The organism is Kitasatospora sp. NPDC101183, from assembly GCF_044767945.1.
In the GTDB taxonomy this organism is placed as follows: domain Bacteria; phylum Actinomycetota; class Actinomycetes; order Streptomycetales; family Streptomycetaceae; genus Kitasatospora.
This window is the reverse complement of sequence record NZ_JBIWOW010000031.1, coordinates 84,023-99,358: the sequence shown is the minus strand read 5'-3', so window position 1 is coordinate 99,358 and position 15,336 is coordinate 84,023. Positions and strand designations below refer to the sequence as shown.

Here is a 15,336-nt window from a genome sequence, read left to right as displayed (position 1 = left end):
GGGCTTCGTCATCCAACTCGCTGGTGTCTTCCGGGGCTTGACGCCCTGTCCGACGTTTCAAACTCTAACCGATCCCCGCTCCGAAAAGCGAATCCAGCCGCAATCCGATAAAACGAGCACACCGAATAAGCACCAAGCCGAGACGCGAAATAGCGAAACGACCGGCACGAACCGGAAGGGTGTTTCAAGGGATTGGCTGCCTCGGGACCGTCCGCGCAGAAGCGTGTCCGGTGCTCCCAGCCAGGCAGCTCGGAGAACTGTACGCGCATCTGCGGCCGAAGGCAAACGGCCTGCAAAAGCGGCAGGCCGGACCCCGGGGAGAGGGGTCCGGCCTGCCGGCGGGGCGGGCTCAGCTGTTGGTCGGGAAGCCGAGGTTGATGCCGCCGTGCGACGGGTCCAGCCAGCGCTGGGTCACGGCCTTGCCGCGGGTGAAGAACTGGACGCCGTCCTGGCCGTACGCGTGGGTGTCGCCGAACAGCGAGGCCTTCCAGCCGCCGAACGAGTAGTAGGCGACGGGCACCGGGATCGGGACGTTGATGCCGACCATGCCGACCTCGACCTCGAACTGGAAGCGCCGGGCCGCGCCGCCGTCGTTGGTGAAGAGCGCCGTGCCGTTGCCGTACGGGTTGGCGTTGATGAGCGCCACGCCCTCCTCGTAGGAGGCGACGCGCACGACGGAGAGGACCGGGCCGAAGATCTCGTCGTTGTAGACGGACATGCCGGGCTTCACGTGGTCGAAGAGCGTCGGGCCGAGCCAGAAGCCGTCCCCGGTCGGGGTGCCGTTGGCGTCCTCGGCGGTGACCGGGTGCTTGCGGCCGTCCACGGCCAGGTCGGCACCGTCCGCGACGCCCGACTCCACGTAGGAGGTGACCTTGTCGCGGTGCTGGCCGGTGACCAGCGGGCCCATCTCGGAGTCGCCGTTGCAGCCCGGGCCGACCTTGAGGGTGGCGATGCGCTGCTTGATCTTCTCCACGAGCTCGTCGCCGATCGGGTCGACGGCGACCAGGACGGAGACGGCCATGCAGCGCTCGCCGGCCGCGCCGAAGCCGGCGTTGACGGCGGCGTCGGCGGCGAGGTCGAGGTCGGCGTCGGGCAGGACCAGCATGTGGTTCTTGGCGCCGCCCAGGGCCTGCACGCGCTTGCCGTAGCGGGTGCCGGTCTCGTAGACGTAGCGGGCGATCGGCGTGGAGCCGACGAAGCTGACGGACTTGACGTCCGGGTGCTCCAGCAGGCGGTCGACGGCGACCTTGTCCCCGTGCACGACGTTGAAGACGCCGTCCGGCAGGCCCGCCTCCTTCCACAGCTCCGCGAGGAAGTTGGCGGCGGACGGGTCCTTCTCCGAGGGCTTCACCACGACGGTGTTGCCGGCCGCGATGGCGATCGGGAAGAACCACATCGGCACCATGGCCGGGAAGTTGAACGGCGAGATGATCGCGACCGGGCCGAGCGGCTGGCGGATCGAGTAGACGTCGACGCCGGTCGAGGCCTGCTCGGTGTAGCCGCCCTTGATCAGCTGCGGGATGCCGCAGGCGTACTCGACGACCTCCAGGCCGCGGGCGATCTCGCCGAGGGCGTCGGAGTGCACCTTGCCGTGCTCGGCAACGATGATCGACGCCAGCTCGTCGCGGCGGGCGTTCAGCAGCTCGCGGAAGGCGAAGAGCACCGTGGAGCGCTTGGCGATCGAGGCGGTGCGCCACTCGGCGAAGGCCGAGGCGGCGGCGGCCACGGCCTGGTCGACCTCCGCGATGTCGGCGAAGTCGACCTGGCCGGCGACCTGGCCGGTGGCCGGGTCGAAGACGTCGCCGCGACGGGGCGCGGCACCGGCGGTGGCGACGGGCTTGCCGCCGATCCAGTGAATGATGTGCTTGCTCAAGGTCCGTCTGCCTCCGAAGTCCCGGGCGGCGTCCTGCCGCCGGTACGGTCCGGCGCCGCCGGACCGGGGGGCCGGGCGACGGGTTACACGGGGCTACCGCGTTCGGCTTCCAGTCTGGTGGCCGCCCGGGCCGCCATCAACGAACAGGCTGACGGGGATCGCGGATTCAGCCTTACAGGTCGTCCGGTCCTGGCTCCCCTGTCTCAGGCCTCCTCCTCCAGGTACGGGTCGTGCAGCCCGTCCGCCGCCTCCCGCGTCTCCAGCAGGTCGAGCCGCAGGTCCTGCGCCCAGGCGAGCGCCCACCGCTTGAGCCCGTCCACCTCCCCGGCGGGCAGGCCCCGGGCACGGAACCGCCCGTCCGCCGCCTCGGCCAGCGTCTCCAGCCGGTCGGCGAGCGCGGCGGGCTGGAAGTCGGCGTCCAACTCCCCGGCCAGGGCGAGGAGTTCACCCTCGCGGTAGTTGGCGGTGAGGGCGTGCACGTCGATCAGGTCGCGCGGCACGCCCCGGTCGGCGAGCAGGGCGGTGGCGAGCGCCGCCGCGTCCTCCAGCGCGACGACGGGCAGCGCCACTGGGGGCTCCTCCGGCCCGGGGGAGCCGAGTTCCAGCCGGACGGGGCGGTGGCCGAGCGGCTCCTTGCGCAGCTCCACCCCGTGCGTACGCCCGCCGAGCGCGAGCCGGACGGTGAGCTGTTCCAGCCGTGGCGTGCCGGGCCGCTCGACGGCCTCGCCGCCCGCCGTCCGGTAGGCCTCGGCGAGCGCGGCGGCCACGGCGGGCAGGTCGGCGCTCCCGGTGGCCAGCGTGAGCCCGTCCTGCGGGCAGGCCGCGACGCCGTGGGCGCGCAGCGCGTGCCCACCGGCCAGCGCCAGCCCGTACCGCTCGCAGACGGGCGCGGCCAGGGCGGCGAGGCGCAGCTGGGCGGGGCCCGGGCGCAGGGAGGGGTCGACGGCGTGCGGCGCGGTGGTCACGCCTCCAGTCTGGCCCGGGGGCCGCGCGCCCGCCGCCGAGGAACGCCCCGGGCCGGGAGTCTCACCGGGCCGGGGGGCTCACCAGTCGCTGAGCCGTGCGGCCGCCTCGTGCAGGGCGAGCTCCAGCAGTACCGGGTCGTTGAGCCGCCCGGTCCCGTCGGGCGGCACGAGCCACCGCACCCCCCGGCTTCGGCGCCGGGGGTGCGGCACGAGGATCCAGGTGCCCTCCCCCGAGCCGCGTACTCCGGTGCCGATCCACCGGGAGGCGGTGCCGACCGGGACGAGGAAGCCGACCTGGGCGTCCGCGGTGTCGGAGTCCGCGAGGACGGGCCCGCACGGCCCGGTGCCCAGCACCTCCAGGGCGGGGCGCCCCAGCCGGCCCGGGACGGTGAGGACGTCCCAGCGCCGCCCGGCGGGCAGCAGCATCACCCCCAGCCCGGTGCGTTCCCAGTGGGCCCGGAACGCCTCCGGGTCGGGCATGACCCGGGCCAGCCACTGCAGTCCGCCGCTCTCGCTGCTTCCGGTGCTCTCCATGTCCCTGTCCCCGCTTCTCGCACGCGTGCGTTCCGTCCGGTGCGGCGGGTACTGCGAGACCCGCCGTCACCAGGGAGAGGCGAACGGCGGGTCTCTCTTACACGACTAGCGGGGTCAGCTGTCGAAGCCGAGCCCCAGCCGGTCGAGCGTGCGCAGCCAGAGGTTGCGGTGGCCGCCGTTGCGGTCGGCGCGCTCCAGCGAGCGGGTGGTGATCTCGATGCCCGCCCAGCGCACCGGTTCGGGCGGGAACGGCAGCGGCTTGGAGCGGACCATCTCCAGCGAGGTGCGCTCGGTGCGCTCCCCGGCGAGCAGGTCGAGCATCACCTCGGCGCCGAAGCGGGTCGCGCCGACGCCGAGCCCGGTGTAGCCGGCCGCGTAGGCGACCTTGCCCCGGTACGCGGTGTCGAAGAAGGCCGAGAACCGGCTGCAGGTGTCGATGGCCCCGCCCCAGGCGTGGGTGAAGCGCAGCCCTTCCAGCTGCGGGAAGCAGCGGAAGAAGTGGGTGGAGAGGGTGCGGAAGGTCTCCGGCCGCTGGTCGTACTCGTGCCGGACGTGGCCGCCGTAGTGGTAGACGGCGTCGTAGCCGCCCCACAGGATGCGGTTGTCGGCGGAGAGCCGGAAGTAGTGGAACTTGTTGGCGCTGTCGCCGAGCCCCTGCCGCCCGCTCCAGCCGATGGCGGCGAGCTGGTCCGCGCTGAGCGGCTCGGTCATCAGCGCGTAGTCGTACACCGGGACGACGTACGGACGCACGCGCTTGAGCAGGGACGGGAACACGTTGGTGCCGAGCGCGACGCGGCGGGCGAGGACCCGGCCGTACGTGGTGCGGGCGGCCATGCCGGCGCCGTGCTCGCGCAGGTCGGTGGCCCGGGTGTGCTCGTGGATGCGCACGCCCAGCCCGAGGCAGGCCTCCTTGAGGCCCCAGGCGAGCTTGGCGGGGTGGACCATCGCCACGCCCTCCTTGTCCCAGAGGCCGCCGAGGAAGGTCGGCGAGTCGACCTCGGCGCGCAGCTGGTCCGCGTCGAGGACGGTGAGGTCGAGGCCGTACCGCTGGACGGCCTCGGCGATCTCGTGGAGCTCCTCGAGCTGGTGGGGCTGGGTGGCGACGTCGATCTCGCCGGTGCGCTCCCACTCGGCGTCGATGCCGTAGCGCTTGATCGCGGCCTCGATGCCGTCGAGGTTGGCGGCGCCGAGGCGTTCGAGCTGGGCGAGTTCGGAGGGCCAGCGCTGGAGGCCGTTGCCGAAGCCGTGGGTGAGGCTGGCCGCGCAGAACCCGCCGTTGCGCCCGGACGCGGCCCAGCCGACCTCGTTGCCCTCGACCAGCACGACGTCCAGCGAGGGGTCGCGCTCCTTGGCGATGAGGGCGGTCCACAGGCCGGAGTAGCCGCCGCCGACGACCAGCAGGTCGCAGGTGGTGTCGCCGACCAGGGCGGGGAGCGCCTCGGGCCGGCCCGGGTCCTCCAGCCAGAAGGGGGTGGGCCTGGCGTCACTGAGCGCGCGGGCGGAGTCCATGCATTATCAGCTGCTTTCCACGGATAGGGGATGGTACGGGGCCACCGCTGACCGACCGTACGTCAGGCGGTGGCCTTGCGGCGGGTGCCGAGCCACTGGCCGACGACGGTCAGCGCGACGGCGGCGAGGAACATCGCGGTGCCGATGACGTTCACCTGCACCGGGATGCCGCGCTGCGAGGCGCCCCAGACGAACATCGGGAAGGTGACCGTGGTCGGGCCCGAGTTGAACTGGGTGATGATGAAGTCGTCGAAGGAGAGCGCGAAGCTGAGCAGCGCGCCCGCCGCGATGCCGGGGGCGGCCAGCGGGAGGGTGACCCGCAGGAAGGTCTGGACGGGGGTCGCGTAGAGGTCCTGGGCGGCCTGTTCGAGCCTCGGGTCCATGCTCATCACGCGCGCCTTGACGGCCGTCACCACGAAGCTGAGGCAGAACATGATGTGCGCGATGAGGATGGTGGTGAAGCCGAACGGGATGCGCATGTTGAGGAACAGCGTCCCGAGCGAGGCGGCCATGACCACCTCGGGCATGGCCATCGGCAGGAAGATCATCGCGCTGGTGGCCGAGCGCCCGCGGAAGCGGTAGCGGGCCAGCGCGAAGGCGACCATGGTGCCGAGCACGGTCGCGCCGATGGTGGCGAGCACGGCGACCTGGAGGCTGAGCGAGAGCGACTGGCACATGTCGGCCACGCCGCAGGGGTTGGTCCAGGCGTCGGTGGAGAACTCGTTCCACTCGTAGTTGAACTTGCCGGCGGGCTTGTTGAAGGAGAAGGCCAGCACGACGAGGTTGGGCAGCACGAGGTAGGCGAGGGCCAGCAGGCCCGCCAGCACCACCAGGTGGGCGCGTATCCAGGTGAGGATCCGGGACATCAGACGAGTTCCTCCGTCCCGGCCTTGCGCATGTAGACCGTCACCATGCCCAGGATCAGGGCCATCAGGATGAAGCTCAGCGCGGCGGCCGTGGGGTAGTCGAGCACGTTCAGGAACTGCTTCTGGATGCCGTTGCCGACCATCTGCTCGCTGGGCGAGCCGAGCAGCTGGGCGTTGATGTAGTCGCCGGAGGCCGGGATGAAGGTCAGCAGGGTGCCGGCGACGACGCCGGGCAGCGAGATCGGGAACGTGACCTTGCGGAAGGTGGTGAACGGCCGGGCGTACAGGTCCCCGGCGGCCTCGTGCAGCCGGGGGTCGATCCGCTCCAGCGAGGTGTACAGCGGGAGGATCATGAACGGCAGGAAGTTGTAGGTGAGGCCGCAGATCACGGCCAGCGGGGTGGCGAGCACCCGGTCGCCGGAGGTGAGGCCGACGGCGTTGGTGAGGTCCAGGACGTGCAGCGCGTTGAGGGCGCCGACCACCGGGCCGCCGTCGGACAGGATGGTCTTCCAGGCCAGCGTGCGGATCAGGAAGCTGGTGAAGAACGGCGCGATGACCAGGATCAGGATGACGTTGCGCCAGCGCTTGCTCGCCTTGAAGGCGATGGTGTACGCGAGCGGGTAGCCGATGGCCAGGCAGAGCACGGTGGCGACGGCCGCGTAGGAGAACGAGCGGACGAAGTGCCACTTGTACTCGACCAGGGCGTCCCAGTACGTCGAGAAGTGCCAGGTGACCTTGAAGCCCTCTTCGAGGGAGCCGGTCTGCAGCGAGGTCGAGGCCTGGTACAGCATCGGGACGGCGAAGAAGACGACCAGCCAGGCGATGCCGGGCAGCAGCAGCCAGTACGGGGTGAGCCTGCGGCGCTTCCTGCGCGCGGGCTCCAGCGGTATGACCTGGGGCGGGGCGGCCGGGGTGGTGGTGGTCACGCGGCCTCCTCCGCGGTGCCCGCGTCGATCGCCTGGGAGGCGTCGAGGGCGAAGGAGTGCGCCGGGTTCCAGTGCAGCGTGACGGGGGCGCCGGGGACGATCCGGGCGTCGCGCTCCATGTTCTGCTCGAAGACGGCGACCTCCTGGCCGCCGTCGGTGCGGACCACGTACTGGGTGGAGACGCCGATGAAGCTGGAGTCGACGACGGTGCCGCCGAGCCGGTTGCGGCCCTCGGCGACCTCCTCGGTGGCGTGGACGATGGTGATCTTCTCGGGCCGCACGCCCAGGTGGACGCGCTTGGCGTCGGTGGAGCAGCGGGCGCGGGGCACCGCGAGGCGGGCGCCGTCGACGCCGAGCAGCAGGTCCTCCCCCGCGCTGCCGGTGACCTCGGCGGGCAGCAGGTTGGACTGGCCTAGGAAGTTGGCGACGAAGGTGGTGCCGGGGTTCTCGTACAGGTCGGCGGGGGCTCCCAGTTGCTCGACCCGGCCGCCGTTCATCACCGCGATGGTGTCGGCCATGGTCATGGCCTCCTCCTGGTCGTGGGTGACGTGGACGAAGGTGATGCCGACCTCGGTCTGGATGCGCTTGAGCTCCAGCTGCATCTGGCGGCGCAGCTTGAGGTCGAGGGCGCCGAGCGGCTCGTCGAGGAGCAGCACCTGGGGGTGGTTGATCAGGGCGCGGGCGACGGCCACGCGCTGCTGCTGGCCTCCGGAGAGCTGGTGCGGCTTGCGGCGGGCGTACGGGCCCAGTTCGACGAGGTCGAGCATCTCCTCGACCTGCTTCTTGACGTCCTTCCTGCCGCGCCGGCGCAGGCCGAAGGCGACGTTCTCGAAGATGTCGAGGTGCGGGAAGAGCGCGTAGCTCTGGAAGACGGTGTTGACCGGGCGCTTGTACGGGGGCAGGGCGGTGACGTCCTGGCCGCCGATGAGGACGGTGCCGCTGGTGGGCTCCTCCAGGCCGGCGATCATGCGCAGGGTGGTGGTCTTGCCGCAGCCGGAGGCGCCGAGGAGGGCGAAGAAGGAGCCCTGGGGGACGGTGAGGTCGAGCGGGTGGACGGCGGTGAAGGCGCCGTAGGTCTTGCCGATGCCGGTGAGTCGGACGTCGCCGCCGGCCTGCTGGTCTGTCATGGGGGGTGTCTTCCTGGTGGTCTGGGCCGTGGGCCGCGGGAGTGGGGGCTCAGGCGCCGATGAGCTTGGAGAACTTCTGCTCGAAGTCGCTCTCCTCGCTCTCGTTGAGCGTGCGGAACACGTGTGCCTTGGCCGCCATCTCGGGGGTGGGTACGACCAGCGGGTTGGCCGCGCTGTCCGGGGCGAGGGTGGCGAGTTCGTCCTTCATCCCGGTGACGGCGGAGACGAAGCCGATGCCCGCGACCAGCTGCGCCGCGATCTTCGGCTGATAGTAGAAGTCGATCAGCTTCTCGGCGTTGGTCTTGTGCCGGGCCTTGGCCGGGACGAGCAGGTTGTCCGTCGAGGCGACGTAGCCCTTCTCGGGGACGGCGAACTCGATGTCCGGGTTGTCGGCGCGCAGTTGGATGAGGTCCCCGCCCCAGGCGACGCAGGCCGCGATGTCCCCGGAGGAGAGCTCCTGGCCGTAGTCGTTGCCGGTGAAGCGGCGGATCTGCTTGTTGTCCACGCCCTTCTGGAGCCTGGCGATCGCGGCCGCGTAGTCGTCGGCGGTGAACTTCGCCGGGTCCTTGCCCATGTCGAGCAGCACCATCCCGATGCTGTCGCGCATCTCGGACAGGAAGGTGACCCGGCCCTTGAGCTCGGGGTCGTCCAGCAGTTGGGAGACGCTGGTGACCTGCCGGCCCTTGGTCGCCTTCTTGTTGTAGGCGACGACGACCTGGATGCCGGCCCACGGGTAGGAGTAGAGCCGCCCCGGGTCCCAGTCGGGGGCGCGGAAGCGCGGCTCGACGTTGGTGATCGCGGTGGTGACGTTGGCCGGGTTGAGCTTCTGCGCCCAGCCGAGCCGGATCAGCCGGGCGGCCATCCAGTCGGTGAGGACCATCAGGTCGCGGCCGGTGTCCTGCCCGGCGGCGAGCTGCGGCTTGACCTTGCCGAAGAACTCGACGTTGTCGTTGACGTCCTCGGTGTACTTGACCTTGATGCCGGTGGCGGCGGTGAACTCGTCCAGCGTGCCGTGCTTCTGCTTGTCCTTCTCGTCGGTGTCCACGTACAGAGGCCAGTTGGAGAAGGCGACCTCCCTCTCGCTCTCCGAGAGGTCCTTGGCGGCGCCCGCCGTCGAGTCGCCGCTGACCCGGGGCGCGGCCGGGATGCCGCAGGCGGCCAGGGCGCCCGCCCCGGCGGTCAGCGCGGCGGCCCGCAGCAGGGTGCGCCGGCCGACCGCGGCCCGGCCGCTGGTCAGGCTGCGTTCCCAGGCCCTGCGGACCGGTTCCGGCAGACCGTCGGCGAGCTCGTTGAACACCATGGAACGGGCCTCCTGGGGATGAGAAGGGGTGCGTGGGGGGAGCACCCCGGTCTGAGGGGTTATCTGTCTCCGAAGACGGTGCGGTGCCAGTCCTTGCGGGCCACCGCCGTGGTGTCGAACATGACGTGCTTGACCTGGGTGTACTCGTCCAGCGAGTACTGGGACATGTCCTTGCCGTAGCCGGAGGCCTTGTAGCCGCCGTGCGGCATCTCGCTGATGATCGGGATGTGGTCGTTGACCCAGACGCACCCGGCGGCGATCTCCCGGGTCGCGCGCAGCGAGCGGTGCACGTTCGTCGTCCAGGCGGAGGCGGCCAGGCCGTACGGGGTGTCGTTGGCCAGGCGCAGGCCCTCGTCGTCCCCGTCGAAGGGCAGCACGACCAGGACCGGGCCGAAGACCTCGCCCTGCACGACCTCGCTGTCCTGCGCCGCGCCGGTGATCAGCGTGGGGGCGTAGTAGGCGCCGCGGGTGAGGTCGGTGCCGTCGTGGCCCTTCTCGGGGGCGAACCCGCCGGTGACGACGGTGGCGTACGAGCGGGCGCGCTCGACGAAGGCGGCGACGCGGTCCCGGTGGGTGTACGAGACCAGCGGGCCCAGGTCCGTGCGCGGGTCGAGCGGCGCGCCGAGGCGGATCGCCGCGTACAGCTCGGCGACCCCGGCCACGAAGGCGTCGTACAGCGGGCGTTGGACGTACGCGCGGGTGGCGGCGGTGCAGTCCTGGCCGCCGTTGATCAGCGAGGCGGCGACGGCGCCGTGCACCGCGGCGTCGAGGTCGGCGTCGTCGAAGACCACGAACGGGGCCTTGCCGCCGAGTTCGAGGTGGGTGCGCTTGACGGTGGCGGTGGCGAGTTCGGCGACGCGGCGGCCGACGGCGGTGGAGCCGGTGAAGGAGACCATCGCGACGTCGGGGTGGGAGACGAGCTGCTCGCCCGCGCTGCGCCCGGCGCCGGTGACGACGTTGACGACGCCGTCCGGGATGCCGGCCTCGGTGCAGGCCCGGGCGAACATCAGCGAGGTCAGCGGGGTGATCTCGGCGGGCTTGAGGACGATGGTGTTCCCGGCCGCGATCGCCGGGAGGATCTTCCAGGCCGCCATCTGCAGCGGGTAGTTCCACGGCGCGATCGAGCCGACCACGCCGATCGCCTCGCGCCGGACGTACGAGGTGTGGTCGCCGGAGTACTCCCCCGCGGCCTTGCCCTCCAGGTTGCGGGCGGCCCCGGCGAAGAAGGCGGCGTTGTCGACGGTGCCGGGCACGTCGAACTCGGTGGACAGCCTGATCGGCTTTCCGGTCTGGGCGGTCTCCACCCGGGCCAGGTCCTCGGCGGCGGCGGCCAGGCGGGCGGCGAGCCGGGTGAGGGCCTCCGAGCGGGCGCCGGGGGTGGCGCCGGACCAGCCGGGCAGGGCGGCCCTGGCGGCGGCGACGGCGGCCTCGACGTCCCCGGCACCGGCCAGGGTCACCTCCTCGACCACCGTGCCGTCCGCCGGGTTGACGATCCGGAAGGGCTCGCCGCTGCCTGGGGCCTGCCGGCCCGCGATGTACTGCGCGCCCGCGCCGAAGTCGGTCAGGTCCATCCGAATGCCTCCAAGTGCCGTGGTTCGACCGCTGCGGGATCACGCGTCCGCGGTGGGGGTCTGCGGTCCCGCTGACCTTGCCCGCTGCGGGGCGAGGGTGACAAGGGTCACTCCGACAGTCTCGGTGCGAAGGGCCTTACAGTGTGCAAGGCGCCTCGCAGGGCGACAGGTCGTCGCCGCAGTGGATGATTCACCTGACACCCTGCAATCCCCCACCCCGCAGGAGACCCGCGATGCTCCCCACCGTCGCCCGCGTTCTCGACCTGGACGTGATGCGGCGCGGCCTGCCCCAGGTCGTGGCCGGCGCCGCACACCTGGAACGGCCCGTCCGCTGGGTCCACGTCAGCGAACTGCCCGACGTCGCCGGGGTGCTCCAGGGCGGCGAGCTGGTGCTGACCACCGGCATCGCCCTGCCCGAGGACCGCGAGGGCCTGGCCCGGTACGTCCGCGACCTGGACGGGGTCGGGGTGGCCGGGCTGGTCGTCGAGTTCGGCCGGCGCTACTTCGACACGCTCCCGCGCGCCCTGGTGCACGCCGCCGAGCAGCGCGGCCTGCCGCTGATCGCGCTGCGCCGCGAGGTGCGCTTCGTCGCCGTCACCGAGGCCGTGCACGCCCTGGTGGTCAACGCCCAGCTGGAGCAGCTGCGCGTCTCCGAGTCCGTGCACCAGGTGTTCAACGAGCTGGTGGTGGAGGGCGCCGAGCCGCCCGAGGTGATCCGCCAGGTCGCCCGGATGGCGGGCGCGCCCGTCGTCCTGGAGAACCTCGCCCACCAGGTCCTCGCCCACGACACCGCCGGGCGCCCGGAGGCCGAGGTGCTGGAGGACTGGGAGCGCCGCTCGCGCGGGGTCCGCCCGCCCGGGCGCACCGGCCACGACCCGCGCAGCGGCTGGCTGGTGACGGCCGTCGGCGCGCGCGGCCAGGACTGGGGCCGGCTCGTCCTCGTCCAGGAGCCCGGGCCCGCGCTGCCGGAGGGCGAGAGCCACCCGCACACCATGCTGTTGGAGCGCGGCGCCTCCGCGCTGGCGCTCAGCCGGCTGGTGGTGCGCGACCGGGAGAGCCTGGAGCGGCAGACCCACCGCACCCTGCTCTCCGGCATCCTCACCCACGCGCTGACCGTCTCCGAGGTGTCGCTGCGCGCCCAGGCGCTCGGCGTCCCCCTGGAGGGCCGGCGCCTGGTCGGCGTGGTGCTGCGGTGCCGGCGCGGGCCGATCCCGGCCGCGCTGGAGGCGCAGGCCCGGCTGCGCGACTTCACCGAGCTGGCCGCCGGCGCCGTCCGCGCCTGCCGGCTGTCCGCGCTGGTCGGCGCGCTGGACGACGAGGGCGTCGGCCTGCTGATCGCGCTCGGCACCCAGCAGGACGAGAACACCGCCCTCGACTCCTTCTCCGCCACCCTGCGCCGGATGTCCGCCGAGACCGGGCAGTGCGGCACCGACCCCGCCGGGCCGGTGGTCGCCGTCGGCTCCTCGGTCGGCGCCGTCCGGGACGCCCGGCGCACCCTGCTGGAGGCGACCCAGGTCGCCGACGCGGCCCTGCACGACGCCCCGGGCGGGGCCAGGGCCGCCTCGTACTACCGGCTGCCGGACGTGCGGCTGCGCGGCCTGCTCCACCTGCTGCGCGACGACGCGCGCCTGCAGACGTACGTGGAGCGGGAGTTGGGCCCGCTGCTGGCGCACGACGCCGAGCACAACGGCCAGCTGGTGCAGATGCTGCGGATCTATCTGGAGCAGGGCCGCAACAAGTCGGCGGCGGCCGACGCGGCGCACCTGTCCCGGCCGTCCTTCTACGACCGGCTGCACAAGGTCGAGCGCATCCTCGGCGTCGACCTCGACCAGGTGGAGTCCTGCCTCTCCCTGCACGTGGCGCTGCTCGCCCTGGACGCCGTACGCCGCTAGCGGGCCCTACACCCCGGTGATGCGCCCCCAGACCTTGTGCAGCCCCGGCCGCTCGGCCGAGGTCACGTCGCGCATGGTGCGCAGCCGCGCCCGCATGTCCTCCGTCGGGAACACCAGCGGGTTCTCGGCGAGTTCGGCCTTGTCCTTGTCCCCGCTGTCGGCCAGCACCTTCTGCGCGGCCGGCACCGGGCAGATGTACTGGACGGCCGCGGCGAGTTCGGCCGCCACCTCGGGCTGGTAGTAGTAGTCGATCAGCTGCTCGGCGTTGCGCTTGTGGACGGCCCGGTTGGGGATCATCAGGCTCTCCGCCCACAGCTCGCCGCCCTCCTCGGGCACCACGAAGGCGATGTCCGGGTTGGAGGCGGTGAGTTGGACGGCGTCGCCGGAGTAGGCCTGGCAGGCGACGGCGGCGCCGGAGGCGAGGTCGCTGGTGTAGTCGTTGCCGGTGAAGCGGCGCACGTGCCCGCCGTCGACCATCTTCTGCACCAGGTCCATCGCCCGGTGCGCGTCGTCCGTGCCCCAGGCTGCGACGTCCGCGCCCTGGGAGAGCATCAGCAGCCCGAGCGCCTCGTCCAGCCCGGCGAACAGGGTGACCCTGCCCTTGAGGTCGGGGGCCCACAGGTCGGCGGTGGACTTCAGCTCCCGGCCGAGCGTCCTGCGGTTGTACGCGATGCCGGTGATCCCGGACTGCCAGGGCACGCTGCGCCGGCGGCCGGGGTCGAAGGCGGGGTTCGCCAGCTGCGGGTCCAACTGGGCGGTGACGTTGGGCAGGTTGGCCCGGTCCATCGCCTGCACCCAGCCGAGGGAGACGTACCGCCCGGCCATCCAGTCGCTGACCACCATGAGGTCCCGGCCGGGGTCGGAGCCCTGGGTGAGGACGGGGCTGATCTTGCCGAAGAACTCGTCGTTGTCGTTGATGTCCTCGGTGTAGGTGACGGCGATGCCGGTCTTCTCGCTGAACGCGTCCAGGGTCGGGCGCCGGCCCTGGTCGTCGGTGTCGATGTACTGCGTCCAGTTGGAGAAGGCGAGCCGCCGGTCGCCCTCCGAGCGGTCCGGCGCCGAGCGGCGGTCCTCGTCCACGTACGCGGACGGGATGCCGCAGCCGGTCAGCGTGCCGGCGCCGAGCAGCGCGGCCCCGCCGAGCAGCGAACGTCGGCGCAGGGCGCGGGAGTCGAGCGGGCGGGTCGGGGTGGAGCTGCTGCGCATGTGGGGGCCTCCGGAGCGTGGGACGGCCCCGGGCACGGTGAGCGCGCCCGGGGCCGTCCCGTATCTGTACGTCAGACGGTGTGCGCGTCGGCGAGCGCGAGCACCTCGTCGAGCACCGCGAGGCCGGCCTTGGCCTCCTCCTCGGTGACGGTGCACGGCGGGACGACGTGGAAGCGGTTCATGTTGACGAACGGCCAGAGCCCGCGCGCCTTGCAGGCCGCGGCCAGCTCGGCCATCGGCGCGTTGGCGGCGCCCGCCGCGTTGTAGGGGACGAGCGGCTCGCGGGTGGCGCGGTCCTTCACCAGGTCGAGCGCCCAGAACACGCCGAGGCCGCGCACCTCGCCGATCGAGGGGTGCCGCTCGGCCAGCTCGCGCAGGCCGGGGCCGAGGACGGTCTCGCCGATGGCCTTGGCGTTCTCGACGATGCCCTCCTCCGCCATGGCGTTGATGGTGGCCACGGCGGAGGCGCAGGCCAGCGGGTGGCCGGAGTAGGTGAGCCCGCCGGGGAAGGGCCGCTCGGCGAAGGTCGCGGCGATCTCGGCGCTGATGGCGACGCCGCCGAGCGGCACGTAGCCGGAGTTGACGCCCTTGGCGAAGGTCAGCAGGTCCGGGGTGACACCCCAGTGGTCGGCGGCGAACCACTCGCCGGTGCGCCCGAAGCCGGCCATCACCTCGTCGAGGATGAACACGATCCCGTACCGGTCGCAGATCTCGCGCACCCCGGCCAGGTAGCCCGGCGGCGGGATGAGGATGCCGGCGGTGCCGACCACCGTCTCCAGGATGACCGCGGCGACGGTGCCCGGGCCCTCGAAGGCGATGACCTGCTCCAGGTGCTCCAGCGCGCGCTCGCACTCCTGCACCTCGTCCTCGGCGTGGAAGTTGGAGCGGTAGGCGTACGGGCCCCAGAAGTGCACCACGCCGGAGACGCCGGTCTCGCTGGCCCAGCGGCGCGGGTCGCCGGTCAGGGCGATCGCGTTGGCGGTGGCGCCGTGGTACGAGCGGTAGGTGGAGAGCACCTTCTGCCGGCCGGTGTGCAGCCGGGCCAGGCGGATGGCGTTCTCGTTGGCCTCGGCGCCGCCGTTGGTGAAGAAGATCTTGTCCAGGTCGCCGGGGGTGCGCTCGGCGATCAGCCGGGCGGCCTCGCTGCGCGACTCGACGGCGAAGCCGGGGGCGAGGGTGCAGAGCTTCGCCGCCTGCTCCTGGATCGCGGCGACCACCTTGGGGTGCTGGTGGCCGATGTTGGTGTTGACGAGCTGGGAGGAGAAGTCGAGGTAGCGGTTGCCCTCGTAGTCCCAGAAGTACGAGCCCTCGGCGCCGGCCACCGCGAGGGGGTCGATCAGCGCCTGGGCGGACCACGAGTGGAAGACGTGTGCGCGGTCGGCGGCCTTGACGGCCTGACCGGCGGCCGGGTCGGCGGTGGGGATGCTCATGCGGCAAGGCTAGGGAGTCCGGACCGCGAAGGGCAGTTCCATCCTGTCAGCCGGTCGGGTCGGCCGCCGACAGCCTGGAAAGGAGCAGGGCCCGGGTCACGAGAACCCGGGCCCATCATCAGCTCGTACGACTAGAT

General features: G+C 72.2%; 12 protein-coding genes. 1 reads left to right on the top strand and 11 read right to left on the bottom strand.

Annotated features, from left to right (window positions below; translation table 11 throughout):
* Positions 1 to 349 precede the first annotated feature (349 nt).
* From ACIRRS_RS32850 to ACIRRS_RS32810, 9 genes are all read right to left on the bottom strand, one after another.
* Complete coding sequence (locus tag ACIRRS_RS32850; protein WP_402978684.1) at positions 350 to 1,873, bottom strand: CoA-acylating methylmalonate-semialdehyde dehydrogenase; 1,524 nt, start codon at positions 1,871 to 1,873, stop codon at positions 350 to 352.
* A 203-nt stretch (positions 1,874 to 2,076) separates the two neighbouring features.
* Entirely contained in the window at positions 2,077 to 2,838 is a 762-nt protein-coding gene (locus ACIRRS_RS32845; RefSeq protein ID WP_402978681.1) for a nucleotidyl transferase AbiEii/AbiGii toxin family protein, read from the bottom strand.
* Between the two features lie 78 nt (positions 2,839 to 2,916).
* Positions 2,917 to 3,372: a hypothetical protein gene (locus ACIRRS_RS32840; RefSeq protein WP_402978678.1), complete on the bottom strand. Its 456-nt coding sequence runs from the start codon at positions 3,370 to 3,372 to the stop codon at positions 2,917 to 2,919.
* Between the two features lie 114 nt (positions 3,373 to 3,486).
* Positions 3,487 to 4,881, bottom strand: a complete 1,395-nt coding sequence (locus ACIRRS_RS32835; RefSeq protein WP_402978675.1) for an NAD(P)/FAD-dependent oxidoreductase — start codon at positions 4,879 to 4,881, stop codon at positions 3,487 to 3,489.
* Between the two features lie 62 nt (positions 4,882 to 4,943).
* Complete coding sequence (locus ACIRRS_RS32830; protein WP_402978672.1) at positions 4,944 to 5,747, bottom strand: ABC transporter permease; 804 nt, start codon at positions 5,745 to 5,747, stop codon at positions 4,944 to 4,946.
* The gene (locus ACIRRS_RS32825) at positions 5,747 to 6,673 is read right to left on the bottom strand and encodes an ABC transporter permease (protein WP_402978669.1); all 927 of its coding nucleotides are present in this window, start codon (positions 6,671 to 6,673) and stop codon (positions 5,747 to 5,749) included. The genes ACIRRS_RS32830 and ACIRRS_RS32825 overlap by 1 nt, the downstream gene beginning before the upstream one ends.
* A complete protein-coding gene (locus ACIRRS_RS32820) occupies positions 6,670 to 7,800 on the bottom strand; it encodes an ABC transporter ATP-binding protein (protein ID WP_402978666.1) in 1,131 nt (376 codons plus the stop codon). The genes ACIRRS_RS32825 and ACIRRS_RS32820 overlap by 4 nt, the downstream gene beginning before the upstream one ends.
* A gap of 49 nt (positions 7,801 to 7,849) precedes the next feature.
* Positions 7,850 to 9,100 carry a spermidine/putrescine ABC transporter substrate-binding protein gene (locus ACIRRS_RS32815; protein ID WP_402978663.1) on the bottom strand — a complete coding sequence of 417 codons (1,251 nt, stop codon included), beginning with the start codon at positions 9,098 to 9,100 and terminating at the stop codon, positions 7,850 to 7,852.
* A 59-nt stretch (positions 9,101 to 9,159) separates the two neighbouring features.
* Complete coding sequence (locus ACIRRS_RS32810) at positions 9,160 to 10,671, bottom strand: gamma-aminobutyraldehyde dehydrogenase (protein WP_402978661.1); 1,512 nt, start codon at positions 10,669 to 10,671, stop codon at positions 9,160 to 9,162.
* Positions 10,672 to 10,904: 233 nt separating this feature from the next.
* On the opposite strand from ACIRRS_RS32810, the gene ACIRRS_RS32805 reads away from it, so the two are divergent.
* Positions 10,905 to 12,563 (top strand): PucR family transcriptional regulator, encoded by a 1,659-nt coding sequence (locus ACIRRS_RS32805; RefSeq protein ID WP_402978658.1) that lies wholly within the window; start codon positions 10,905 to 10,907, stop codon positions 12,561 to 12,563.
* 6 nt (positions 12,564 to 12,569) lie between these two features.
* Here ACIRRS_RS32805 and ACIRRS_RS32800 read toward each other — a convergent pair whose 3' ends face one another.
* Together ACIRRS_RS32800 and ACIRRS_RS32795 are read right to left on the bottom strand one after the other, a co-directional pair.
* Positions 12,570 to 13,769, bottom strand: coding sequence for a spermidine/putrescine ABC transporter substrate-binding protein (locus ACIRRS_RS32800; RefSeq protein WP_402978655.1), 1,200 nt, complete (start codon positions 13,767 to 13,769; stop codon positions 12,570 to 12,572).
* Positions 13,770 to 13,840: 71 nt separating this feature from the next.
* Positions 13,841 to 15,199: an aspartate aminotransferase family protein gene (locus ACIRRS_RS32795; RefSeq protein WP_402978653.1), complete on the bottom strand. Its 1,359-nt coding sequence runs from the start codon at positions 15,197 to 15,199 to the stop codon at positions 13,841 to 13,843.
* Between the last annotated feature and the right edge of the window lie 137 nt (positions 15,200 to 15,336).

What these genes read in the sequence shown, in the direction of transcription:
- ACIRRS_RS32840 (WP_402978678.1), bottom strand. Translation starts at nt 3,372, where the DNA reads ATGGAGAGCACCGGAAGCAGCGAGAGCGGCGGACTGCAGTGGCTGGCC.
- ACIRRS_RS32835 (WP_402978675.1), bottom strand. Translation starts at nt 4,881, where the DNA reads ATGGACTCCGCCCGCGCGCTCAGTGACGCCAGGCCCACCCCCTTCTGG.
- ACIRRS_RS32830 (WP_402978672.1), bottom strand. Translation starts at nt 5,747, where the DNA reads ATGTCCCGGATCCTCACCTGGATACGCGCCCACCTGGTGGTGCTGGCG.
- ACIRRS_RS32820 (WP_402978666.1), bottom strand. Translation starts at nt 7,800, where the DNA reads ATGACAGACCAGCAGGCCGGCGGCGACGTCCGACTCACCGGCATCGGC.
- ACIRRS_RS32815 (WP_402978663.1), bottom strand. Translation starts at nt 9,100, where the DNA reads ATGGTGTTCAACGAGCTCGCCGACGGTCTGCCGGAACCGGTCCGCAGG.
- ACIRRS_RS32810 (WP_402978661.1), bottom strand. Translation starts at nt 10,671, where the DNA reads ATGGACCTGACCGACTTCGGCGCGGGCGCGCAGTACATCGCGGGCCGG.
- ACIRRS_RS32805 (WP_402978658.1), top strand. Translation starts at nt 10,905, where the DNA reads ATGCTCCCCACCGTCGCCCGCGTTCTCGACCTGGACGTGATGCGGCGC.
- ACIRRS_RS32800 (WP_402978655.1), bottom strand. Translation starts at nt 13,769, where the DNA reads ATGCGCAGCAGCTCCACCCCGACCCGCCCGCTCGACTCCCGCGCCCTG.
- ACIRRS_RS32795 (WP_402978653.1), bottom strand. Translation starts at nt 15,199, where the DNA reads ATGAGCATCCCCACCGCCGACCCGGCCGCCGGTCAGGCCGTCAAGGCC.